The sequence below is a fragment of the Arthrobacter sp. AFG20 genome (assembly GCF_002892795.1).
Taxonomy (GTDB): Bacteria; Actinomycetota; Actinomycetes; order Actinomycetales; family Micrococcaceae; genus Arthrobacter.
In genome coordinates, this window is record NZ_PJMC01000020.1 from 60918 (window position 1) to 83348 (window position 22431).

General features: G+C 66.8%; 23 protein-coding genes. 10 read left to right on the plus strand and 13 right to left on the minus strand.

Features of this window, described 5'->3' with window-relative positions:
• Window positions 1-37: 37 nt before the first annotated feature.
• The 3 genes from CXZ05_RS19365 to CXZ05_RS19375 are packed head-to-tail and all read right to left on the minus strand — an operon-like array spanning window position 38 to window position 3198.
• Window positions 38-361, minus strand: coding sequence for a DUF6221 family protein (locus CXZ05_RS19365; RefSeq protein WP_258006648.1), 324 nt, complete (start codon window positions 359-361; stop codon window positions 38-40).
• A gap of 39 nt (window positions 362-400) precedes the next feature.
• Window positions 401-1360 (minus strand): NUDIX hydrolase, encoded by a 960-nt coding sequence (locus tag CXZ05_RS19370; RefSeq protein WP_102974141.1) that lies wholly within the window; start codon window positions 1358-1360, stop codon window positions 401-403.
• A complete protein-coding gene (locus CXZ05_RS19375) occupies window positions 1357-3198 on the minus strand; it encodes an ABC transporter ATP-binding protein (protein ID WP_102974142.1) in 1842 nt (613 codons plus the stop codon). Before CXZ05_RS19375 ends, CXZ05_RS19370 begins: the two co-directional genes overlap by 4 nt.
• Before the next feature lie 266 nt (window positions 3199-3464).
• Here CXZ05_RS19375 and CXZ05_RS19380 point away from each other — a divergent pair, with 266 nt between their 5' ends.
• Window positions 3465-3824, plus strand: a complete 360-nt coding sequence (locus CXZ05_RS19380; protein ID WP_102974143.1) for a hypothetical protein — start codon at window positions 3465-3467, stop codon at window positions 3822-3824.
• Window positions 3825-3847: 23 nt separating this feature from the next.
• Here CXZ05_RS19380 and CXZ05_RS19385 read toward each other — a convergent pair whose 3' ends face one another.
• On the minus strand, window positions 3848-5713 hold the full coding sequence (locus CXZ05_RS19385; RefSeq protein WP_102974144.1) for a Na+/H+ antiporter: 1866 nt from the start codon (window positions 5711-5713) through the stop codon (window positions 3848-3850).
• A gap of 66 nt (window positions 5714-5779) precedes the next feature.
• Complete coding sequence (locus CXZ05_RS23185; RefSeq protein ID WP_180987467.1) at window positions 5780-5941, minus strand: hypothetical protein; 162 nt, start codon at window positions 5939-5941, stop codon at window positions 5780-5782.
• 254 nt (window positions 5942-6195) lie between these two features.
• Between CXZ05_RS23185 and CXZ05_RS19390 the strand changes: the two genes are divergently transcribed.
• Window positions 6196-6807: an NADPH-dependent FMN reductase gene (locus CXZ05_RS19390; RefSeq protein ID WP_102974145.1), complete on the plus strand. Its 612-nt coding sequence runs from the start codon at window positions 6196-6198 to the stop codon at window positions 6805-6807.
• 105 nt (window positions 6808-6912) lie between these two features.
• Here CXZ05_RS19390 and CXZ05_RS19395 read toward each other — a convergent pair whose 3' ends face one another.
• The 3 genes from CXZ05_RS19395 to CXZ05_RS19405 are packed head-to-tail and all read right to left on the minus strand — an operon-like array spanning window position 6913 to window position 11139.
• Window positions 6913-8436: a carboxyl transferase domain-containing protein gene (locus tag CXZ05_RS19395; RefSeq protein ID WP_102974146.1), complete on the minus strand. Its 1524-nt coding sequence runs from the start codon at window positions 8434-8436 to the stop codon at window positions 6913-6915.
• Between the two features lie 20 nt (window positions 8437-8456).
• A complete protein-coding gene (locus CXZ05_RS19400) occupies window positions 8457-9698 on the minus strand; it encodes a CaiB/BaiF CoA-transferase family protein (protein ID WP_102974147.1) in 1242 nt (413 codons plus the stop codon).
• Between the two features lie 52 nt (window positions 9699-9750).
• On the minus strand, window positions 9751-11139 hold the full coding sequence (locus CXZ05_RS19405) for an SLC13 family permease (RefSeq protein WP_102974148.1): 1389 nt from the start codon (window positions 11137-11139) through the stop codon (window positions 9751-9753).
• Between the two features lie 128 nt (window positions 11140-11267).
• Between CXZ05_RS19405 and CXZ05_RS19410 the strand changes: the two genes are divergently transcribed.
• The 5 genes from CXZ05_RS19410 to CXZ05_RS19430 all read left to right on the plus strand — a co-directional run bounded on the left by CXZ05_RS19410 (window position 11268) and on the right by CXZ05_RS19430 (window position 17201).
• The gene (locus CXZ05_RS19410; protein WP_102974149.1) at window positions 11268-11969 is read left to right on the plus strand and encodes a FadR/GntR family transcriptional regulator; all 702 of its coding nucleotides are present in this window, start codon (window positions 11268-11270) and stop codon (window positions 11967-11969) included.
• Between the two features lie 4 nt (window positions 11970-11973).
• Window positions 11974-12705 carry a glutamine amidotransferase gene (locus tag CXZ05_RS19415; protein ID WP_102974150.1) on the plus strand — a complete coding sequence of 244 codons (732 nt, stop codon included), beginning with the start codon at window positions 11974-11976 and terminating at the stop codon, window positions 12703-12705.
• A gap of 333 nt (window positions 12706-13038) precedes the next feature.
• Window positions 13039-13437, plus strand: coding sequence for a cupin domain-containing protein (locus tag CXZ05_RS19420; RefSeq protein ID WP_102974151.1), 399 nt, complete (start codon window positions 13039-13041; stop codon window positions 13435-13437).
• 176 nt (window positions 13438-13613) lie between these two features.
• Entirely contained in the window at window positions 13614-14630 is a 1017-nt protein-coding gene (locus tag CXZ05_RS19425) for a magnesium and cobalt transport protein CorA (RefSeq protein ID WP_102974152.1), read from the plus strand.
• Window positions 14631-15137: 507 nt separating this feature from the next.
• A complete protein-coding gene (locus tag CXZ05_RS19430; RefSeq protein ID WP_258006649.1) occupies window positions 15138-17201 on the plus strand; it encodes an Ig-like domain-containing protein in 2064 nt (687 codons plus the stop codon).
• Between the two features lie 96 nt (window positions 17202-17297).
• Here the strand turns inward: CXZ05_RS19430 and CXZ05_RS19435 are convergent, their stop codons facing one another.
• Together CXZ05_RS19435 and CXZ05_RS19440 are read right to left on the minus strand one after the other, a co-directional pair.
• Window positions 17298-17837 (minus strand): hypothetical protein, encoded by a 540-nt coding sequence (locus CXZ05_RS19435; RefSeq protein ID WP_146033121.1) that lies wholly within the window; start codon window positions 17835-17837, stop codon window positions 17298-17300.
• 307 nt (window positions 17838-18144) lie between these two features.
• The gene (locus tag CXZ05_RS19440) at window positions 18145-18981 is read right to left on the minus strand and encodes an alpha/beta fold hydrolase (protein ID WP_102974155.1); all 837 of its coding nucleotides are present in this window, start codon (window positions 18979-18981) and stop codon (window positions 18145-18147) included.
• 142 nt (window positions 18982-19123) lie between these two features.
• Here CXZ05_RS19440 and CXZ05_RS19445 point away from each other — a divergent pair, with 142 nt between their 5' ends.
• Genes CXZ05_RS19445 through CXZ05_RS19455 form a run of 3 tightly spaced genes read left to right on the plus strand, consistent with a single transcriptional unit; the run spans window position 19124 to window position 20801 of the window.
• Window positions 19124-20158, plus strand: coding sequence for an LLM class flavin-dependent oxidoreductase (locus CXZ05_RS19445; RefSeq protein WP_102974156.1), 1035 nt, complete (start codon window positions 19124-19126; stop codon window positions 20156-20158).
• A gap of 41 nt (window positions 20159-20199) precedes the next feature.
• Complete coding sequence (locus tag CXZ05_RS19450; protein ID WP_102974157.1) at window positions 20200-20502, plus strand: hypothetical protein; 303 nt, start codon at window positions 20200-20202, stop codon at window positions 20500-20502.
• Between the two features lie 53 nt (window positions 20503-20555).
• Window positions 20556-20801 (plus strand): hypothetical protein, encoded by a 246-nt coding sequence (locus CXZ05_RS19455; RefSeq protein WP_102974158.1) that lies wholly within the window; start codon window positions 20556-20558, stop codon window positions 20799-20801.
• Here the strand turns inward: CXZ05_RS19455 and CXZ05_RS19460 are convergent, their stop codons facing one another.
• The 3 genes from CXZ05_RS19460 to CXZ05_RS19470 all read right to left on the minus strand — a co-directional run bounded on the left by CXZ05_RS19460 (window position 20802) and on the right by CXZ05_RS19470 (window position 22383).
• The gene (locus tag CXZ05_RS19460; RefSeq protein ID WP_102974159.1) at window positions 20802-21467 is read right to left on the minus strand and encodes a nucleoside/nucleotide kinase family protein; all 666 of its coding nucleotides are present in this window, start codon (window positions 21465-21467) and stop codon (window positions 20802-20804) included.
• 52 nt (window positions 21468-21519) lie between these two features.
• The gene (locus CXZ05_RS19465) at window positions 21520-21993 is read right to left on the minus strand and encodes a sensor histidine kinase (RefSeq protein WP_102974160.1); all 474 of its coding nucleotides are present in this window, start codon (window positions 21991-21993) and stop codon (window positions 21520-21522) included.
• 153 nt (window positions 21994-22146) lie between these two features.
• Window positions 22147-22383, minus strand: a complete 237-nt coding sequence (locus tag CXZ05_RS19470; protein ID WP_102974161.1) for a hypothetical protein — start codon at window positions 22381-22383, stop codon at window positions 22147-22149.
• Between the last annotated feature and the right edge of the window lie 48 nt (window positions 22384-22431).

The following is a 22431-nucleotide window of genomic DNA, read 5'->3' on the forward strand; positions in this document are numbered from 1 at the left end:
CCGCGCCCTGGCTGCGTTCTGCCTGGCTGCGTTCTGCCTACGGCGTCCAGAGCCAGTCCCGGTTGAAGTCGGGATGGTCGCTGTAGGGGACCGCCAGCGCGTTGAGCGACAGAGTGGTCCACTCCAGGGCCTGCGGAATCCACTCGGTCTCTTCGCCGAAGGGATCGCTCACAAGCGTGGCCAGCGCGGTCTGCCTGGCCGCCTCAACGATGCCGATCAGGCGCCGCTTGGCTTCACACTCCAGCAGCAGGCGGCGTTCGTACCACTTGCCCGATTCCGACGTCGTGCGGTCGCGGAGCAGCTTGCGCGCTACGGCCTCGTCTTCGGCTATGCGCGCGGACAGGAACTCCACAATGTCCACTGTCTGAGCGTACGCCCGCCGCAATGCCGGCACACGATGCTAGACAGCGGTGCGAAGGTCCGCAGCAGGGCTGAGGTCCAATGCCGTGCTGAGGTCCGCCGGGGACAGCGGCAGGTAGTAGGCGGAACGGTAGCGGGTGCGGTCCCCGGTCACCACCCAGGCCGACCCTTTCCGGACGCGAAAGCGCTTGGTCAGGACCGTCCGGTCGTGATGGATGAGGTGGGTCAGAACATTTGCCATGACATCCTCATGCGTGCATAGGACGGTTCCTGTCCCGCGGGCCTGGGCCACGAGGTCCAGCGTTGCCGCCAGCCCGCCGCCGGTCAGGTGGTCTGAACGCTCCACTTCGAGGGATTCCTGCCGCGCAAGTTCCGCGACAGTTTCGACACAGCGGTCCGAAGGTGCGGCGAGAATGCGTTCGATTGCAAACATGGCTCCCAGCGCGGCCAGCGACTTGGCGGCCTGCTCGCCGGCCGGCGCCAGCGGCCGGCTGCCCGCTGCCGGGTCCCACTCGTCCCGTTTCATCATTTCTGCCCCGCGCACCAGCAGTAGCATTTTTTCCTGACTCGGCGCCGGACGGACGCCCAGCTCAAGCTGGAGCAGGCTGCCCAGGGCAATGATGGCGGGCCTGTCCCGCGGCTCGGTCACCGTGCGCAAGGCCTCCGGCAGCGAAAGCCACCTGACGGCGTCGACCTCCTCATTGGCGGTGAAGCGGCCTGACTCCGCCGCGGCAGCCCAGTAACGGATGGTCTTAATCCTGTGCTTGCTGTCCTCGTAGCGGATGCTGGGCAGTTCCGCGCCCAGGCGGCAGTGCAGTCCCGTTTCCTCGCGGACCTCGCGCTCCGCGCATTCGCGGCCGGTTTCCCCCGGATCCGCCTTGCCTTTGGGGATGGACCAGTCGCCGTGGGCGGGCCGGTGGATCAGGAGCACTTCAAGGGCGCCCTTTTTTCCGATCCGCCAGGGCAGTGCACCGTACGTGGGTGGTTTCGTCTTGCTCATGCGCTTGTCTCCGTCCGAAGGCTACCGCTCTCGGCAGGAACCAAGGCGAGGGCCGGGGCGTCTTTGGCATGCTGCAGACTGTCCAGCCGGCTGTACAGACCCCCGGACGCGGCGAGTTCGTCGTGCCTGCCGCTTTCTACGATCCGCCCGTGGTCCAGCACGTAGATGCAGTCGGCCCGTTTGAGCGTCGAGAGCCGGTGCGCGATGACGATCACCGTGCGCCCTGCCATCAGCCTCTCCAGGCCACGCATGACGTACTGCTCCGAGATCGCGTCCAGGCCGGACGTCGGTTCGTCGAGGATGACGATGGGGGTGTTCCGGACCAGCGCCCGGGCAATGGCGATGCGCTGGCGCTGGCCGCCCGAAAGTGTGACGCCCCGCTCGGCAACGGGGGTGTCGTATCCCAGGGGCAGGTTGCGGACGAACTCATCCACGTGGGCTGCCTCGGCCGCGGCCAGAACCTGCTCCCTGCTGGCGCCTTCCGAGCCGTAGGCGATGTTGTCGTAGATGGTCCCGCGGAACAGGATCGATTCCTGCAGCACGATGGATATCTGCCTGCGCACGGTTGCCACCTGCAGGTCCCGCACATCGATGCCGTCAAGCAGAACTTCGCCCTCGTCCGCATCGTAGAGCCGCGGAATCAGGCTGACGACGGAGGACTTGCCGGCGCCTGTCGGGCCCGTGATCGCCACGACGCTGCCCGGCTCGGCCCTGAGGTCAATCCCGTGCAGGACATGCCGGTCCCCCTGGTAGCCGAAGCTCACGGAGCGCAGTTCCACTGAACCGGCCAGCGGCGGGGCCGGCCGTGCGCCGGGTAGGTCCGAGATGGCCGGTGCGGTGTCCAGGATTTCCTGGATGCGCTCGGCGCTTGCCTGGCCGCGGCTGATGACGGTGGTGAGCTTGGCCAGGGCCTTCATTGGGGAATACATGGCCTTCAGGTAGGCGATGAAGACGAGGAGCAGGCCCAGCGTCAGGGTCCCGTCCATCACCCGCTGGGCGCCGATCCAAAGGACCAGCACAGTGCCCAGGGTCGCGATGACATCCACCAAGGGCGAGAACAGGGACTGCAGCCGGATGACCCTCAGGCCGGCGTCCCGCCGACCGTCGTTCCGGGTGCGGAAGTCCTCCTCGTGGCGCGCCTCGCTGGTGTAGGTCTGCATCACCCGGACCGAGGAGAACGTCTCCGACATTGTGGCCGCGATGTCGCTGTCCCTTTTGCGGGCTTCCTTCGACGCGCCCTTGATGCGGCGCCGGTAGAAGAGGACCGTGATGAACAGCAGCGGTGCCACCGCCAGGCCGATCAGTGCAAAGGTCGGGTCGATCAGCACGCAGATCGTGATGACAAACCCCAGAATGAAGATGTTGGGCAGCAGCACGGACAGGATCGACACAATGAGCGCCCGCACGTAGTCGACGTCCGTGGTGGTGCGGGTAACCAGGTCGCCCAGCCGCTGCTTGTCGTGGAAAGCCAGCGACAGCCGCTGCAGATGGGTGAAGACTTCGGCCCGGATGGTGGCCATGGCCCTCTCGCCAACGCCGTTGAGCAGGCGGGTGCCGAGGTAATCCGCTCCCGCGTTGAGCACTGTCATGGCGAGGAGGGCCGAGGCGGCGAGCAGGAGCAGCTGGAGCTGGCCCAGGCCGGCCAGTCCGAGGAAGGCGGGCATCTCGTGGACCCGGGAGCTGCCTGTCGGCTGCAGCACGTCGTCGACGATGACCTTCATGGGCCAGGGCAATGCCACTTCCATGGCGGCGACGAACACCACCAGCAGCGCGCCACCGGCCAGCGCCCAGACATGCGGAGCTAGGGCTCCGCGGAACCGCCAAAATGTTTGAAACATCTCTTCCCCTAAGAACCGGCGGTCGCGGACATCGCCGAACGCTGTGTGTTGGGCGATGCTCTGAGACAGCCCAGGGACAATCCCTGGTCCCGTTCACTATTTCCTAAGAGCTTTGGGAAAAACCCTGCCGGAGCTTGGGGAAAACCTGCTGGCGGGATGGAGCCCGACGGCGGCTGCGCCGTTTGGGGGGCTTACAACTGGGCTGACACGGACTACCGTTTGCAAGTAGAGGCATTTCCAGCCCGCACGGCAGCAAAGGAGTGGCCATGGGTGACGTGTGGATCCGCACGATCAGCCATAGCCTGGTGCGGGCTGACAAGGTAACGGAGATCGCCTCTTCCCGCGGTTCGGTTCATGAGGAGCGCGGGTACTCGATCAAGGCGGTGGCCGAGGGCAAGGCCTATATTCTCGTCGACAACAGCGACTTCGAGGGCACGGCGAACGCCAGGTTCGGGCATGCCAGCCGCATGCAGGCGGCACTGCTGCTCGCCATAGACGCGGCCAGCACTGCCGCCGCGGCCATGGTAATCAGTTACGACGAGCGCGGGGAACGCTGGATCCTCACCCCGGCGTCGGACATTGCAGGCGTGTCTGTGCCGACCGCGCCAATGGCGGCCAGCACCTAGACGGATACGACGCCGGTAGGCGGCTACCCGAGCAGGTCGTCCTCGTAGCACCACCGCCAGTCCTCGCCCGGTTCGATGCTGCGCATGACCGGGTGTCCGGTCGCCTTGAAATGCCGGGACGCGTGGGTTGCGGGCGAGGAGTCACAGCAGGCCACATTCCCGCACTCCAGGCACATCCGCAGATGGACCGTGACGGTGCCTTCGCGGACACACGCGTCACAGCGTGCGTCGCGGGGAACCTCGGGATCGGGTGCGGACTCCAGATGCCCGCAGTCGCCGCCCGGCCTGGCGACGGCGCGGGAGCCGGAAACATCGGCCTCCTCGATGACGGAGTCAAGCATCGACTCTTCGACGTCGAGCCTCTCCAGGACGTTGCTCAGCACGTCGTGAGCATAGTTGCCGCCGCTCCTGAGTTCGAGGACCTTCGCCCGCTCCGCCTCGAGCATGGCGAGCCGCAGCTGGGCATAGCGCTGGCTGGGGGTGGCAGCCTCCGCCGTCGGCCTGCCCAGACGTTCCCACGCTGCCAGCCCGCGCTCCAGCGTCCGCCGCTTGAGCATGGCCACCACCTCGGGAGGGTCATCGTCGGTCCGCAGTTCGTGCAGCCGCTCGACTCCGGCCGCCGTGGCCTGCTGCGTCAGCGAGGCCTGGGCCAGCGCGTCCTCGCCCGCATCGGGTCCCTGCACGCGGAGCAGCCGCACCAGGGCAGGCAGCGTGAACCCCTGCAGCGCCAGGGTGCCGGCCACCACCACCATCGCCGCGAGGATCAGCACGGTGCGGTGCTCCAGGTCCTTGGGCAGCGTGAGGGCAGCGGCGAGCGTCACCACGCCGCGCATGCCGGCCCAAGAGATGATGGCTGGGTACTGCCAGGGCGGCGAAGGGTCCTTCCGGGCCACGGCCGGGATAAGCCTGGGCAGGTAGGTGGCCGGAAACACCCAGACCGGCCGCAGCAGCAGCACGGCCAGCAGGATCACCGCGCAGCCCGCCCAGATTCTGGCAGCGCCCAGGGAGTCGTCCTGGACGCCCTCGATGATGGTCCGCACCTGCAGGCCAATGAGGAGGAACACCGAGTTTTCCAGCAGGAACTGCACCGTCTCCCAGTTGCTGCGCTGGCTCTGCCGGGCGGCCCCGTTGGGCATGGAAGGTGCCTTGGTGCCCATGATCAGGCCGGTGACCACCACGGCCAGGACGCCCGACGCGTGGATTGCCTCCGCGGGCAGGTACGCCACGAAGGGCGCCATCAATGACGTTGAGGTGTTGATGGCAACGTTGCGGATCCGCAGTCGCAACTGGGTGAGGGCGTAGGCCGCGGCCAGTCCCACCACCAGCCCGCCGCCGGCAGCCAGCAGGAAGTCGGCGCCGATCTCCACCACGGAAACGGCGCCAGCGAGGGCGGCGACGGCTGCGCGCAGGCACACCAGGGCGGTTGCATCGTTGACCAGCGATTCGCCTTCCAGGATGCTGACGATCCTGCGCGGCATCCCGACTTTGCGGGCAATGGCCGTGGCGGCCACCGCATCCGGTGGCGCCACCACGGCAGCGAGCGCGATGGCTGCGGCGAGCGGTATCTCCGGGAACAGCCGCCAGACCACCAGGCCGACGACGATGGTGCCAAAGATGACGTAGCCCACCGAGAGCAGCCCGATGGCCCGCCGGTTGGAGCGGAAGTCGAACAGTGAGGTCCGCAGGGCGGCGGCGTAAAGGAGGGGCGGCAGCAGCCCCACGAGGACGAGCTCAGGGTTGAGGTCGACGCGGGGCACGAACGGGAGGAAGGAGCCGGCCACCCCGGCGAGCACCAGGAGCAGCGGGACCGACACGTCAAGCTTGCGGCCCAGCGCGCTGACCGCGCAGACCACTGCGGCGAGCGCCAGCAACGCCAGAGCGACTTCCATGCGGCTATTCTCTCAACCGATTCTCTCAACCGAAGCAGGCTGCCCGACGGCGGGCGGGAATTTCCGTCAGGATGTCTCGGCAGCCTTGGGCGCAGGTTCTGCGACGTTGTCAGCACCTTCCGCCGGATCCTGCGAATGCATGCGGATGTCGGTGGGGTCTGCCGTTTCATCCCCTTCGGCGGGGGCCTCACTGTGGATGCGCTGCAGTGGCTCCGGGATCTCGCTCATGACTGCCGCTCCTCTGTTGCGGTTGTGTGGTGTGGCCATCGCTTAACGTTCATCTAGCTACCGCACCTGTCTGGCTGTCAAGGACCGGCCGCCCGCTCTGGCCGGGGATGCTGTTCTGTGCTGAACTGTGGGGATCGCCTGGTTGAACTGCTGGGGTTGCACCCCGAAATGCCCCTGCGGCTGCCAGCCGCAGCACTGCCCTTTGCACCGTCTACCCAGCCGGTCCGCGCCGGCTGTTGGGAAGGAACACCACTATGGCTACGCACAAGATTGGCTATTTCGTAGGGAGCCTGGCCAGCGGCTCCATCAACCGGACGCTCTCCCAGGCACTCATCAAGCTTGCCCCCGGGGATCTTGAATTCACCGAGATCCCCATCAAGGACCTGCCGTTGTACAGCTACGACTACGACGCCGATTTCCCGCCCGAAGGCCGTGCCCTCAAAGAGGCCATCGAAGGCTCCGACGGCATCCTCTTTGTCTCCCCGGAATACAACCGCTCAATCCCCGGTGCGCTGAAGAACGCCATCGACTGGGGCTCCCGTCCCTGGGGCACCAACTCCTTCGCCCGCAAGCCCACCGGCATCATCGGCGCCTCGCCCGGGAGCATCGGCACAGCGGTGATGCAGTCCTCCATGCGCGCCGTGCTGAGCTTCCTCGACGCCCCGCAGCTCAATGCCCCCGAGGCCTACGTGAAGTTCAACCCGGACGTGTTCGGCAGCGACGGCGAGGTCAAGGACGAATCCACCGCGGCCTTCCTGCGCCACTACATGGAGGAGTACTGCGCCTTCGTCCAGCGTGTCCTGGCGGCCAATGCGCCGGGCCACATCGGCGATCCGGAACCCGACACCCAGAAGCTGTCCCGCTGAGTCCCGAGTTTTTGTCCAGATAATGGCCGCTCGGAGGCTCCGAAGCCCCATTATCTGGACAAAAACTCCATGTGGAGGCGGCTGCTAGAGGAGGGGAGGCGGCTCCTAGAGGGGGAGGGGGACCAGACCGCCGAGGTTGCGGTACTTTTCGAGCCGCTGCGGGAGGAGTTCGGCCACCCCTGCCGCCGAGAGCGCCGCCAGTTCGTACTCGATCGCCTGCCCCAGACGCTGGCAGAACGCCCTACCCTCGTGTGCGGCGTCGGGCCGTTCGTCCACGATGTGCTCCACCATGCCGTGGGCGTGAAGCGAGGCGACGTTGACGCCCTGTGCCTCGGACATGGCCGGGGCACACTCCGTGCTGCGGTGCACGATGGCGCTCGCGCCCTCGGGCGGCAGCGGGGAAAGCCAGGCATGCTGGGCCGCGATGGTGCGGTCGGCCGGGAACAGCGCCAGCGCCCCGCCGCCGGTGCCCTGGCCCATCAGGACCGAAACCGTGGGGGAGTTGAGTCCGATGAGGTCGTGGAGGGACCGCGCGATTTCGCCGGCGAGCCCGCCTTCTTCCGCTTCCTTGGACAGTGCCGCGCCACCGGTGTCGATCACCGTCACCAGGGGCAGCCCGAGCTCCTCGGCCAGCCGCATGCCGCGGCGGGCTTCGCGCAGCGATGCCGGCCCCATTGCGGTCTGTTGGGAGGGCCGGGGCCGTGTGTGCCCGATCACCACGCAGGACTTCCGGCCGAAGCGGGCCAGAGCCAGCAGCAGCCCCGGGTCCTTTTCGCCTTGGCCGGTGCCGTTGAGTGGAAGCACATCGCGGGCGCCGTAGGCCAGCAGCTGCCGCAGGTCCGGGCGGCGCGGGTTCCGGGAGATTTCAACCGATTCCCAGGCTCCGGCGTCGGACGGTTTTACGGACAGTGTCCGCGGCGGCCGTACCTGAGCATGGGGCCCGGCGACCAGGATACTCAGGGCGCGGTCGACGACGTCGGACAGCTGCCACGGCGGGACCACCGCGTCAATGAGGCCCTTGTCGAAGAGGTTCTCGGCCACCTGGACGTTCTCCGGAAACGGTTCACCGTAGAGGGCCTCGTAGACCCGCGGCCCCAGGAACCCGAGGAGGGAGCCAGGCTCGGCCACGGTGATGTGCCCGAGGGAGCCCCAGGAGGCCATGACGCCTCCGGTGGTGGGGTGCCGGAGGTAGACGAGGTAAGGCAGGCCGGCCTGCCGGTGTGCCCGGACGGCCGCGCTGATCTTCACCATGGACAGGAACGCGATGGTGCCCTCCTGCATGCGGGTGCCGCCCGACGCCGGACCGGCCAGGAGCGGAAGCCCCTCCTGGGTGGCCCGTTCGACGGCGTTCACGATTCGTTCCGCTGCGGCGAGGCCGATGGAGCCGGCCAGGAAGCGGAACTCGCTGACAATGACGGCCACGCGCCGGCCGCGGATGAGGCCTTCACCGGTGAGGACGGATTCGTCGACGCCTGTCTTCTCCCGGGCCGCCGCCAGCTCCTGCCGGTATTCGGGGCTGGGGTCCGGGTCCACCACGGGCGAGTCCCAGGACTGGTAGGAGCCGGGATCGAGCACGGCGGCGATGAGTTCGGCGGCATCCAGATGCCGGACCTTCTGACCTGTGCCCATATTCTGACCTGGCCCCATGCTCAGCGGCCTTCCCCGGCAGAGGCGGCGCCGGCGGAGGCGTCGGCCGGGATAAGGCCCAGCCACTGCCGGATCTGATCGCCGTCCTGGTCCAGCAGCGGCGGCGCAGTGTGGGCCTTCAGCGTGGTTTCCGCGGTGTCCGCGGCGCTGAAGAAGCGCAGCGGCGGACCCGGCAGGGTGACGTTGCCGAGGATTTTGTGGTCGACGTCGATCACCAGGCCCTGGGAGTGGACCTGCTCCCACTCATAGACCTCGTCCAGGGTGCGGACCTTGCCGGCCGGGATCCCGGCGTCGTTCAGCTTCGCGAGCAGCGGCTCCGCCTCGTAATCGGCGAACACGCGCTCCACCTCCTCGATGACCTTTTCCCGGTTCCGGACGCGCTCTGCGTTGGACGCGAACTCCGGACGGTTCGCGTCAACGCCGAACGTGGATGCGAACGTGCGCCACAGCTTCTCGCTGCCCACGCTGATCTGCACGCGGCCCTGCCGGCAGTGGAACAGGCCGTACGGCGCGATGGACGGATGGTGGTTGCCCTGCGCCTTGGGGACCTCGCCCGCAACGGTGGCGCGAGTGCCCTGGAATGCGTGCACACCGATCAGCGCGGCGAGCAGCGAGGTCCGCACGATCTGCCCCTGGCCGGTCCGTTCACGCTGCAGCAGCGCGGCGAGGGTGCCGAAGGCCCCGTACATGCCGGAGAGCAGGTCCGCGATGGGAACGCCCACCCGCTGCGGATCATCCGGACCGGAACCGGTCAGGGACATCAGCCCGGCCTCACCCTGCAGGATCTGGTCGTAGCCGCTGCGGCGTGACTCGGGGCCGTCGTGGCCAAAACCGGTGATGGACAGGACCACCAGGGCAGGGTTCAGCGCGTGCATCTCCGCGGCGGAGAAGCCGAGCCGGTCCAGCACGCCGGGGCGGAAGTTTTCGATGACGACGTCGGCGCGTTCCAGCAGCTCACGCAGCACCGTCCGCCCGTCGTCGCTCTTCAGGTCCAGGGCGATCGATTCCTTGTTGCGGTTGCAGGAGAGGAAGTACGTGGCCTGGGGATCGTCCTCGGGGCCGACAAAGGGCGGCCCCCAGCCGCGCGTATCGTCTCCGGTGCCGGGGTTCTCAACCTTGATGACCCGTGCGCCGAGGTCCGCGAGCATCATGCCGGCGTGGGGTCCGGCCAGTGCGCGGCTCAGGTCCACCACTAGGTAGCCGGCGAGTGGCCCTTCGGGCTGGGGCGTGGATTCATGGCTCATGCTGGGTGTTCCTTCTCTTGCTTGGAGGGGCTGCTGGTGCTGTTCGGGCCGGCTACATCCAGCCGGGGAGGACCATGACCAGCCAGGCGATGGCGGGGCCGGCGACGACGACGATGCCGCTGTAGGCGAGGATCTGCTTGTAGAACTTGTCCTTGTCCACGTCCTCCGGGGCGTTGGCGAGTACCAGGGCTCCGTTGGTGGAGAACGGCGAGACGTCCACGATGGTGGCGGCGACAGCAAGGGCGGCGATCACACCGACGGCACCGATTTCGCCGCTGGACAGGAACGGGACGGCCAGCGGGATGAGCGCGGCGAGGATGGCCGTGGAGGAGGCGAAGGCCGAGACAATGGCGCCGATGTAGCAGATCAGCAGGGCCGCGAGCAGGGGCATCCCGAGGTGGGCGACGCCGTCGGACACGAACTTGATGGTGCCGGCTTCCTCGAGGACGCCCACGAAGGTGAGCATGCCGCAGATGAGGAGGACGGTGGACCAGCTGATCTTGTTGATGGCGCCCTTCTGGGCGGCCGGTGAGACGAGGGCCAGGACCATGGCGATGGTGATGGAGACGAAGCCGACGTCCACCTTGAAGCCCAGCGAGATGACGGCCAGCGCGATCAGGCCGGCGATGGTGACCAGCTGCGGAACAGTGGCGCGGGCACCGCCGGCATCGGCGGACTTGGCGGCAGAAGAGGAGCCGGAGGTTCCTTTGGCTGCGACGCCGGATGAGGAGATGTCGGTGCCGGAGCCCCTCAGGGTGGCACCGGCGGCGCGGGCGCCGACGCTGACGGCCATCCTGGACTCGGCGGCCTGTTCAACGAGCCGGCCGGTCTTGGTGGAGAGCAGTTTGCTGCCACCCAGGACGATGAAGAGCACCACGGCGATGGCGAGGTTGAAGATGAAGCTGGCGAGGAAGATGGCCATCGGGCTGGCTTCCAGATCCGTCTTGGCGATGATGCCGTTGACCGTGACGCCGTAGACGGCGATCGGGGAGAAGCCACCGGCCTGCGCGCCGTGGATGACCATCATGCCCATCATCAGCGGGTTGATCTTGTGCTTCGCGGCGAAGCTCAGCGCGATCGGCGCGATGATCGCGACGGCGGCCGGGGAGAGGGCGCCGACGGCGGTGATGACCGCCGTGATGGCGAACATGACCCAGGGGATGAGCGCCACCTTGCTGCCCACCAGCCGGACCGCGCCGCGGACCAGCAGGTCGATGGTGCCGTTGTTCTGGGCGATTGCAAACAGATAGGTGACCCCGACAATCGTCAGGAACAGGCCGCCGGGGAAGTTGGCGAGAATATCGCTGGTGGACATTCCGAGCACCACCGAGCCCAGCAGGAACGCGCCCACAAAAGCCAGGGCGCCCATGTTGAGGGGCAGCACCGTGGCCAGCAGGAACATCACCGCCAGGATGATGATGGAGAGGACGGGAGCGGACATCGTTGTGCCTCCGGGGTGAGAGTTGATGTGATGTGGCTTACAAGCTCACTGGCCTAGCCTCCTAGACACTAGGTGACTTTGTCAATATTCCTCCGCTAAGCTGGACCCAGATCGCCGGAAGGACGCGCATGCCCAGGAAGACAGCAACGCAACAGATTTCCCGTGTCGCCCGGCCCCGGCTCTACGAACAGCTCGTGGAGCAGCTCATGGATTTCATCGAGTCCGCGCAGCTGGGGCCCGGCGACACCCTTCCCGCCGAGCGGGACCTGGCGGAGCGGCTGGGTGTTTCCCGGGCCACGCTTGCCCAGGCGCTGGTGGCGCTGGAAGTCCTGGGCGTGATCGACGTCCAGCACGGGACCGGGGCGGTGCTTGTCTACCGGCCCAACGTTCCCTCCGTGCTCAAGGGACTACGTGAGCACCGCAGCCGCCTTCCCGAGATCGTCGAAGCCCGCAGCACGCTCGAGGTCAAGCTGGCCGAGCTTGCCGCGGAGCGCCGCACCGACGAGGACATGCGGGCGATCGACAAAGCCCTGGACGTCATGGCGGAAGAGGTGGCCTCGGGCGCCAAAGGGGCCCACGGCGACGAGCTGTTCCATCAGGCCATCACCGCCGCCGCGCACTCCGGCGTGCTTGCCCAACTCATGACCTTCATCGCCGAGATGATCCTCGAAACGCGGCTCGAATCGCTGGGACAGCCCGGCCGGCCGGAGCAGTCACTGGCATCCCACCGCAAAATCGCGGACGCCATCCGGGTCCAGGACTCGGATGCCGCCGCGGCGGCGATGCTGGACCACATCACCCTCGTGTCCGACGTCGCCCTGCTGAAGTAAGCACGTGAAGCCGTTTCTGCTGCTTGCCTCGCGGGCCGAGGACGTCGCCGCGGACGATGAATACGAGTCGTATCTGCGCTTTTGCGGGCTGGAACCGCACCAGCTGAAGCGGATCCGGATGGAGCGCGCACCCCTGCCGAAGCTGGACCTGGATGACTATTCCGGCGTCATCGTGGGCGGCAGCCCGTTCACCTCGAGCGACCCTCCCGAAAAGAAGACCGAAGCCCAGCACCGTGTGGAGCGCGAACTGTCCGGGCTGCTGGACCGGATCGTGGCGGAGGACTTCCCGTTCCTGGGCGCCTGCTACGGGGTCGGTACCCTTGGCCTGCACCAGGGCGCCGTGATCGACCGGACCTACGGCGAGCAGCTGGGCGGCGTAACCATCAGCCTGAGCCCGGAGGGCCTGCAGGATCCGCTGCTGGCCGGCCTTCCCGCACAGTTCACCGCGTTCACGGGCCACAAGGAAGGGTGCACGGTGCTGCCCGCGCACGCGGTGCTGCTGGCGAGCTCCGCCGCCTGCCCCGTGCACATGTTCCGGATCAAGCAGAACCTGTATGCCACGCAGTTCCACCCCGAACTCGACGCCGAAGGCCTGGTGACCAGGATCGACATCTACCGCCACGCCGGATACTTCCCGCCCGAATCCGCCGAGGAGCTGATGGCGGAAGCCAGGACGTACACGGCCACCGAACCCATGAAGATCCTGCGGAACTTCGTGAAGCTCTACGGCCGGTAGCCTCGGGCCGGGCCCCCGTCACGGGCAACTGAATTTCATATGCCGGCGACTCGATGGCATCGTTCGCACTCCGGATCTCTGGCTGGCCGACTACCAATAGGACCTGCCGGCCGCCGCCGGATTCCCATTGACTTCGGCCCGCAGAGGTCTACGGTTGGACTACGTCAACATGTGATCTGTTGCGTGCGCGTGTGTGGCGAGGGGAAGCCACACCAAAAAGATGCGGCTGTTGTACCGTCACGTTCGGCGGCAGCCCGCATCTTGCCAGCGTGGCCGTTTCGCCCGGAAACCGCCTTCAAATTTCAGGTCTCAACCAATCTGCAGGTAACCTACATGACCGCCAATTTCATTACAGCCCTTGCCGTCAAATCCTTCGATGAACCGGACAAGAAGAGGTGCCCGGACAAAGCCGAGGTGGACTTGGTCAGCGTCAACGACTTCTCCGTTGCCCGGCTGATCCTCGCCCCCGGCTGGCGCTGGTCGGAATGCACCAAGCCCACGGAAAAAACGCCCTTCTGCCAGCACAACCACCTCGGCTTCTGCCTCTCCGGTGTCATGGAGGTTGAGGCGCCTGAGGGTGCCCGCTCCTTCATCCGCGCCAATGACACGTATGCGATTCCTCCGGGGCACGATGAATGGGTGGTGGGTTCCGAGCCGTTCGTGGCCGTTGAGTTCCTCGGCGCGGCATCGTTCGGGCGGCCGGTCAGCCGCGGCCTCCACGCCCTAATCTGACCCGGCCACTCTGAACCCCAGCACTTGGGCCGCCAGCAGCAGAGCCGGCGGCCCCTTGTTGCGCTGACAAGGCTGGTGCGCGGGCACGGCTTGTTGCGCGGCCCCTTATTGGCACGGCGTTCTGCAAGGGATAACGTCACTGCATGGGATGCCGTTCCAGCTGAGGAGGCGCCGCTGTGGCCATCATCGACAACGCGGTGTACGTGGATGGGCGCCGGACGGCGGATCCGGAAGGGCTGGAGGAAACATACTTCCTGCTGCGGCAACGCGAGGGCATGGCCTGGATCGGGCTCTACCGGCCGGACCCGCGCGAACTGCGGTCAGTGGCGGACGAATTCGACCTGAGCCCACTTGCGGTTGAAGACGCGCTGACCGGGCACCAGCGCGCCAAGCTTGAGCATTACGGTGAAATGCTCTTCCTGGTCCTGCGCCCGGCGCGGTACCTCGACGAGGTCGAAAAGGTGGAGTTCGGTGAGATCCACGTCTTCGCCGGCCCGGACTTCGTTGTCACCGTACGGCACGCGGAATCACCGGACCTGGCACGGGTGCGCCGCCGCATGGAATCCCAGCCGGAGTTCCTTGCCCTGGGTCCCGACGCCGTGCTGTACGCCATCCTGGACCAGGTGGTCGACGAGTACGAACCGGTTGCGGCCGGCCTGGAAAACGACATCGACGAGATCGAGGACGAACTGTTCGGCGCGGACCCGGAGGTGTCCCGCCGCATCTACGAACTGTCCCGCCAGGTCATCACCGTGCAGCGCGCCACCGGGCCGCTGGCCGGGATCCTGCAGGCACTGGTCACCGGAACGCCGGACCACCACCCCGGCCCCGAGCTCCAGGACCACCTCCGCGATGTGCTGGACCACGTCCTGCGGCTCAACGACCGGATCGCGTCCTTCCGGGCACTGCTGCAGAACGCGCTCGCGGTTAACGCGGCCCTCGTTGCCCAGCGCCAGAATGACGAGATGCGCCGCCTCACGGAGTCCAGCTTTGCGCAGAGCGAGCAGGTCAAGAGGATCTCTTCCTGGGCGGCCATCCTCTTCGCGCCCACGCTCATCGGCACCATCTACGGGATGAACTTCCATACGATGCCTGAACTGGACTGGATCTTCGGCTATCCCATGGCGCTGGGGCTGATGATCGGCATGGGGCTGGTCCTGTACGCCACGTTCAAGCACAACAACTGGATATAGAACCGACGGAGCACTTGTCGACACCCCATTTGGGTGGGAACAGCAGCAGGCGGGCAACTTTTCCAAGGTTTCCAGAAGCAGCCGGCCCAACAATTGCAGTGTTCCACTCCCGTTGCGGCAGGGGAGCGGAACCCTGAACTTGCTCGTGGGCGCGGGGCCGGTAGTCCGGCAGCCCAGAAAGTTCGGGGTTCCGCGTCCCTGGGGATGAGCAGACCTGCGGCTCCGGCCGCAGGTCTGCACCAACAGTGCAGCATGTGGGGCCGGGCAGGAGTTCAGGCAAGCGCAGGATTTCGCCGGTTTTAGCGCAGCTTTCGAAGCTTCGCCGAAGGTTCGAGCCAGCAACGGGGTTGCGGCGGACCGCGGAAAATACACTGGAAGCAGCCTTCCTCTGGCTTTCCCCGCCGGCCCTCAGCTCGTTCGAAGGAACCCAAAATTCGCGCTTCGTCTGTTCTCCGTCCTGCCCTGGCCTCGCTGCTGCTGACGGCCCTGGCCGCTCCCACCGCCGGAGTGTCAGCCGGTGCTGCCGCCTCGGAAACCGGGGCTGCGTCGGCGGCTGCCCGCTACATCGTGCGCTACTCCGCCGGGACCGACGTTTCCTCGGCTGTGCGGAACCTGCGCTCGCGGAACATCGCCGTCGGTCGCACGTTCGCCAAAGCCATCAGGGGCGCCGTGGTCACGGCAACGCCCGGGCAGGCGGCGGAACTGATGCGCTCGGCGGGCGTTGCCGCCGTCGAACTCGATGCTCCGGTGACGGCTGCCGACACCCAGCAGTCCGCAGCGTGGGGCCTGGACCGCGTTGACCAGCGCGCCCTGCCGCTGTCCGGCACTTACACCTCGGCGTCTTCAGGCGCAGGCGTGAGCGCTTACGTGGTTGACTCCGGCGTGCTGTCTGCGCACGCGGAGCTTACCGGCCGCGTTGCCTCGGGGTGGTCGGCGATTTCCGACGGGCTGGGCACCGGGGACTGCAACGGCCACGGCACGCACGTTGCCGGCACTATCGCGGGAAAGACTTACGGCGTGGCCAAGGCGGCCACGGTAGTTTCCGTCCGCGTGCTGGACTGCAATGGGTCAGGCTTCAACTCGGATGTGATTGCCGGGCTGGAGTGGGTCGCCTCCCACCACCAGGCCGGTACCCCGGCCGTGGCCAACCTGAGCCTCGGCAGCACCACCAGCGCCATGGTGGACGCCGCGGTGCAGGGCATCATCGACGACGGCGTCACCGCAGTGGTCGCCGCCGGGAACTCCGCCGTCGATGCGTGCAACAGTTCCCCGGCCCGGGTTGCCGGCGCGCTGACCGTTGCCGCGAGCGATTCCGCGGACAAGCAGGCGGGCTTCTCCAACTACGGCAGCTGCGTTGACCTGTACGCGCCGGGCGTGGGCATCAAGTCAGCTTCCTCCAGCTCGACCACGGCCACGGCCCTGATGAGCGGCACCTCGATGGCGTCCCCGCACGTTGCGGGCGCCGCAGCTGTGATGCTGTCCCGGTCGCCCGGGCTGGTGCCGGCGGACGTGGCGGCGAAGCTGCTTTCCGCCGCCACCTCCGGTGCGGTCTCGGGCGCCACCACCGGGACGCCGAACCGGCTGCTGTTCTCCGACCCTTCCGCCGTGGTCCTCACCGCGCCGTCCGTGTCCGCGCTCAGCCCGGCGGCCAATTCTTCCGGTGCCGCCGTGGGATCCAACGTTACCGCCACCTTCAGCACTGCTGTCCAGGGCGTGAACGGTTCCACCTTCGTCCTCCGGAGCGCCTCAGGAGCAACAGTGCCCGCGGCGGTCAGCTACGACGCCGCCACGCGCACCGCAACGCTGAACCCCGAGAGCCTGCTCGACCCGTCGCAGAAGTACACGGTGACCCTGACCGGCGGATCCTCTGCCATCAGGGACGCCGCGGGCACGCCCTTTGTGACGGGCAGCTGGTCCTTCACCACCGCCGCGGCCCCCACGGTCACGGCTCGCACGCCCGGCGTGAGCGGCACCGCCGTTGCCGCCGGAAGCAACATCACGGCCACCTTCAGCACGGCTGTCCAAGGAGTTACTGGCAGCAGCTTCCTCCTGAAGAACGCGGCCGGGACCGTGGTGCCGGCGGCCGTCACGTACAACTCCACCGCCCGCACCGCCACGCTGAACCCGGGGGCCAACCTCGCCAACGACGCCAAGTACACGGTGACTCTCACAGGCGGAGCCGCCGCCATCCGCGACACCGCAGGCACCCCGCTGGCCACCGCCAGCTGGACGTTTACCACCGGCCCGGCCCCGGTCATCACGGCCACGACGCCGCGCCCGGGCGCCACACTGGTGCGCCGCGCCGGCAACATCGCGGTGACCTTCAGCGAGGCTGTCCAGGGTGCCGGTGCGGGCACCGTCGCGCTGAAGAACTCCGCCACCGGTGCCAAGGTGGCGGCCACCGTTTCCCGCAACGGCACAACGAACCAGTGGATCTTGAATCCCTCGGCGACCCTCGCCGCAAGGACCACTTACACGGTCAGCGTGACCGGCGGAACCGCCGCGGTCCGCGACCTGGCGGGCAACCCGCTGAAATCCACCAGCTGGACGTTCACCACTGGTTCTCTTTGAGCGAGAGTAAACAAAGGACGACGGCGGCACGTAAGTGCCGCCGTCGTGCTTCGGTTCAGTTGCTAGGACTCAAATTGGGCTCTACTGGCGACTGCGCTAGTAGCCTCGATGCCCCTTGTCGAGGTCAATCCGAGCGGAGGCGCGGTCGGAATCCGACTTCCAATTGTCGTGGCCGTGCCCGTTCCTTTCCTTGAAAACGATCCTGACAGTGTGGGACACCTTGACATCCTTGTCGCCACGGTCGGCGTGTACTTTGGCCTTATCGCTGAAGTACTTATCTCCGTGGACCCAGACCCAACCGTGGTCACGCCCGAGGTCCTTGTCGTTCCTTCCGTGACCCTGGAACATCTTGTGGTCGAAGTAAACCATGGTGCGCTTGTCGCAGTGGATCTTGAACTTGAACTCGACCTTAACGGACTTGCCGTAGTCCCGATCCCTGTTGCCGTAGTCAGCCTTCTTTGGGGTGTAAGCCGTAACGGAACAGCTGTCCTTCTTGCCGTAGTCATACGACGGCGCTGCGCTGGCGGCGCCGGCGAAGGCCAAGGGACCACCTAACAGTCCCAGAGAAACAGTCGAAGCCAAAGCGAGTCTGGCTGCCAATGGGCGGCGCTGCCGTGTTGGCGAGGTGATGGTCATAACTTTTTGCTCCTGCCTAGGGATGCACCTACATATTTGTTCGGGCAGGACTAGAAGATCACGGGGCGCGTGGAGACCTATCAACCACTTCTGCCGCTTTATGATCGTCCACCGGGAATTGTCGGGTGGACTCGGAGCCGGGTCCTCCTCAAGGGAAGCGTCCGGATCCGGTATTCCGAGTGTACCTCCGGAAGTGCGTGTCAACACTGATTTACGGAAACTGTCAACCAAGAGCGGTTGTTTCCGACAATGAAGGGCAGTCGACGACGGATCCTCCCGGCGCCGACTGCCCTCCCTTTCCGCCGTGCTACTTGCGCAGGAAGCCGAGCAGGGCCTCGTTGACCTCTGCTCCGTGGGTCCAGAGCAGGCCGTGCGGGGCGCCATCGATTTCCACGTAGTCGGCCTCCGGCAGAGCCTTACTGAATTCCCGGCCGGTGGCGTCAATCGGCAGGATGTTGTCCGCGGTGCCGTGCACGATCAGGGCCGGGACGTCGATCTTCGGGATGTCGGCGCGGAAATCGGTGATCCAGGTGGGCTGGGCGGCCACCGAGGCGAATGCGCCGGAGCTGGCGGCGAGGTTCCAGCTGGCCCTGACGGACTCCTCGCTGAGGCGTGGCGTGCCCAGGAAGGTGTCGCTGTTGTAGAAGTTCTTGAAGAACTCGGTGAAGAAGGCGTAGCGGTCAGCTTTAACTGCCTCTGCAAGGCCATCGAAGACCGACTGCGGCACCCCGGTGGGGTTGTCGTCGGTCTGCAGGAGGTAGGGCTCAAGCGATCCCAGGAAAACAGCCTTGGACACGCGGGCCGATCCGAACGTGGAGAGGTAGCGGGCTACCTCGCCTGTTCCCATCGAGAAGCCCACCAGCACTGCGTCGTTGAGGTCCAGGGTGGTGAGGATGGCGTTGAGGTCGCCCGCGAAGGTGTCGTAATCGTAGCCGGTAGTGGGCTTGCTGGACTTGCCGAAGCCGCGGCGGTCGTACGTGATGACGCGGTAGCCGGCCTCGAGCAGGGCTGCGGTCTGCTTCTCCCAGGAGGATCCGTCCAGGGGATAGCCGTGGATGAGGACAACAGCCTGTCCGGTTCCGTGGTCTTCATAGTAGAGCTCGATGTCGGTGCTGTTTTCCTGTCCAACGGTGATGAAAGCCATGTCTACATTCCCTTCGGTCTCGCGAGAACGGACGTCCTCAAGCGGTGGTACCAACCTATCGGGATCGCAGCCCGGTGCGCGTGGCCTGTCACGGGGCGTAGCCTGCAGGAATGGCAGCGGAGACTGGGATGTTGAGGACGGCATGAAACGAATTGGCTTCCTGTCCTTCGGCCACTGGGGACCGGTGCAGGGTTCCCGCACAAGGACTGCGCGGCATGCGCTGCTGCAGGGGATTGAGCTGGCCGTGGCCGCGGAGGAGCTTGGGATTGATGGCGCGTTTTTCCGCGTGCACCATTTCGCGCGCCAGCAGGCGTCTCCGTTCCCGCTGCTCGCGGCGGCCGCAGCCCGCACCAGCCGTATTGAGCTCGGCACCGCGGTCATCGACATGCGTTACGAGAACCCGCTGTACATGGCGGAGGAGGCAGCGGCCACGGACCTCATCAGCGGCGGCCGGCTCCAGCTCGGCATCAGCCGCGGTTCACCCGAACCCGCACGGAACGGGGCGGGGGCCTTCGGCTATGTGCCGCGGAACGGTGAGACGGATGCCGACATGGCGCGCCGCCATGCCGAGGAGTTCCGGCGGGCCATAGCCGGCGCCGGCGTGGTGGAGGCCGACCCGCGGTACGCCGGGGGAGCCACCGGGCTGTTGCCGGTCCAGCCCCGGTCCGAGGGGCTGCCCGAGCGGATCTGGTGGGGCGCCGGGACACGGAAAACGGCGGTCTGGGCGGCTGAGCAGGGGATGAACCTGATGAGCTCCACCCTGCTGACCGAGGACACCGGGGTGCCGTTCCACGAGCTCCAGGCAGAGCAGATCGCGATGTTCCGTGGGGCGTGGGCGGCGGCCGGGCATGGCCATGAGCCGCGCGTTTCGGTCAGCCGCAGCGTCCTGCCCCTGGCCGACGACGAGGACCGGCAGTACTTCGGCTTGAGCGCCCTCCGCGAAGGCAGGGACCAGGTGGGCGCCCTCGACGGTACCCTTTCCCGCTTCGGCAAAAGCTATATCGGGGAGCCGGACGTCATAGCCCAGGAACTCGCCGCCGACACCGCGGTGCAGGCAGCGGACACGCTCCTGCTCACCGTCCCCAACCAGCTCGGCGTGGAGTACAACGCCAAGCTGCTGGGAAACATCGCCCGCCATGTGGCCCCGGCGCTGGGATGGGCACCCGTGCGGGCGTAGTCTACTGACATCGGACGGTTCCTCCCGAAGGAGTGGCTGCCATGGACACGCGTCACGTTCCTACAGGCCAGAATCACGACGACGGCCCGAGCCCCCGGCGGCTGGCCGCGGTCCTGCTCGTGGCCGGCGTCGTGCTGTCCTTCGCCGCCGGAGCCCTGCATCCCGAAGGGGCGAATGCGAACGACCACGCCGCGGCCTTCGCCGAGTACGCCCGCAGCGACCTTTGGATCGGCGTGCACCTGGGGCAGTTGGTGGGTATGGCAGCCCTGATTGCCGGACTGCTGGTGCTGGGGTCCGTGGCCGGCGCCGTGCCCGGACGTGCAAGCTCGCTGCGCAGATCCTAGGCCCGGTGCCTAGACTGGGACGCGACCGGCATTTCCCAGTGAGAGGCAGTGGCATGACCGACAGCAAGCACAACGCGGGAGAGCCAAGCGACCTTCGGGGCCCCGGCGACCCGGACGCCGTCGAACAGGAGCAGCCCCATCCCGAAGCAGGCACGGCACACAATATTCGTGAGGAACAGATGACACAGCCGGGCGGAACAGTGCCCGCCAGCTACGTGGGCAGTGGAGCGCCGGAGAGCGAACACAAGCCGGAAGAGGCCGCGGAGGAATCCGGGCTGTGGGACGCCGAGGACAGGTAGCTAAAACCAGGGGATGATCCTGTCGGCGCGGGAACGCGTGGCTTCGATCAGGCGCGCATTGGCTGCGTCCGGCCCGTTGGCCCAGGCCTCGGCCGCAGCGCGGTCCATGCCATAGCGCATGTGCCGTTCAACCAGGCGGGCAAGGCGCAGTTCATGCGGTGTGTCGACGAACCACACCTCGTCCAGCTGCGCCCGCACCTGCTGCCAGCGCGGATCGTCGCTGAGCAGATAGTTGCCCTCAGTGACGATGACGGGGAGGGCGGCCGGGACGGCCAGTGATGCGGCGACGGGTTCATCGATCGTCCGCCGGAAGTCCGGCGCATACACGACGTCCTCGTCCCGGCGCGCAAGCCGCTGCAGCAGCGAAAGGTAACCGCCGACGTCGAACGTGTCCGGCGCGCCCTTGCGCTGCCGCAGGGGAGTGCCGTCAATGATGGCGTTGCCCAGGTGGAAACCGTCCATGGGCAACACCAGGGCGGAATCGGGGCCGAGGGCGTCGGCCAGGCAGGCCGAGAAGGTGGATTTGCCGGACCCCGGGGAACCGGCCACGCCGAGGAGAATCCGCCTTCCGGCGTTCAGCCGGCCGCGCAGTCCGGCGACGGCCTGCTGGATTTCTACGGATTCGAAAGCCCGGACGGCGGGGGGCTCAACGTTCGGAAGGGTCATGCACAGCATCCTAGGCGAGGCACGGGATGCAGGCGTGCTGCGATGCATGCGGTCAGTCGAGCGGAATGGTGATGGTGATGGCCGTGCCGGTGCCCGGAGCCGAGGTGATGTCCACGGTCCCGCCCGCTTCCTCGACCGCCTGTGAAATGGTCCTGAGTCCGTGGCCGTCGACGTGTTCCGCGGCCGGCGGAACCAATGCGAAGCCGGTGCCGTTGTCAGCGACCATGAGGCGGATGCCGTGGAACACGGCGGCAAGCCGGACAGTGACATCGGTGGCGTGCGCGTGCTTGAACGTGTTGCTCAGCGCCTCCTGCGCGGACTGGTACAGCAGGGACGCGCAGCCGGACGAGATCTCAACGCCGTGGTGGGGAGTCTCCCAGCGGACGCAGGTGCCCTGGCGGCGCAGGGGGACGGTGAGCCTGTCGATGCAGCCGGCGAGCCCCAGCCGGTAAAAGTCCAGCGGCTGACGGTCGGTGATGACACCGCCGACTTCGACGACTTCCTCGAGAGCTACTGACTGGTTCATGGCGCCTCCCGCTTCCTAGCGGTCCTAGTTGCATGCTTTCCCTGGAAGGATCGCTCCTCCAGGGGCTGACGCTTAAGGGTCGCGCGGGCCGATCAGGCTTGCCGCAGGTTTAACTCGGGATCCAATCAAGTTTGCGCAAGGTCTAGCGCGCAGCTACTGGGCGAGCATCCAGGGCTGCATCGCCTGCTGGGGATATGCGACGGCATCGGCGGCGTCAAGGACCTCCAGCGCTGTCATGTGCGCGGCCGCGGCTATTTCACGGATCGGCTTGCCGTGGGTGACGGCCGCGGCGACTGCGTTCTGCAGGGTTGCCGCTGCCGGGTCGTGCTCTACTACTGCAGATTCCAGCGTCGCCACGGCCTCTTCCACCGCGCGAATGTCTTCGTCCATCGGTACCCTCCTGTTTCTGCCCCATTGCAGTGATGTTCCTAAAACAAT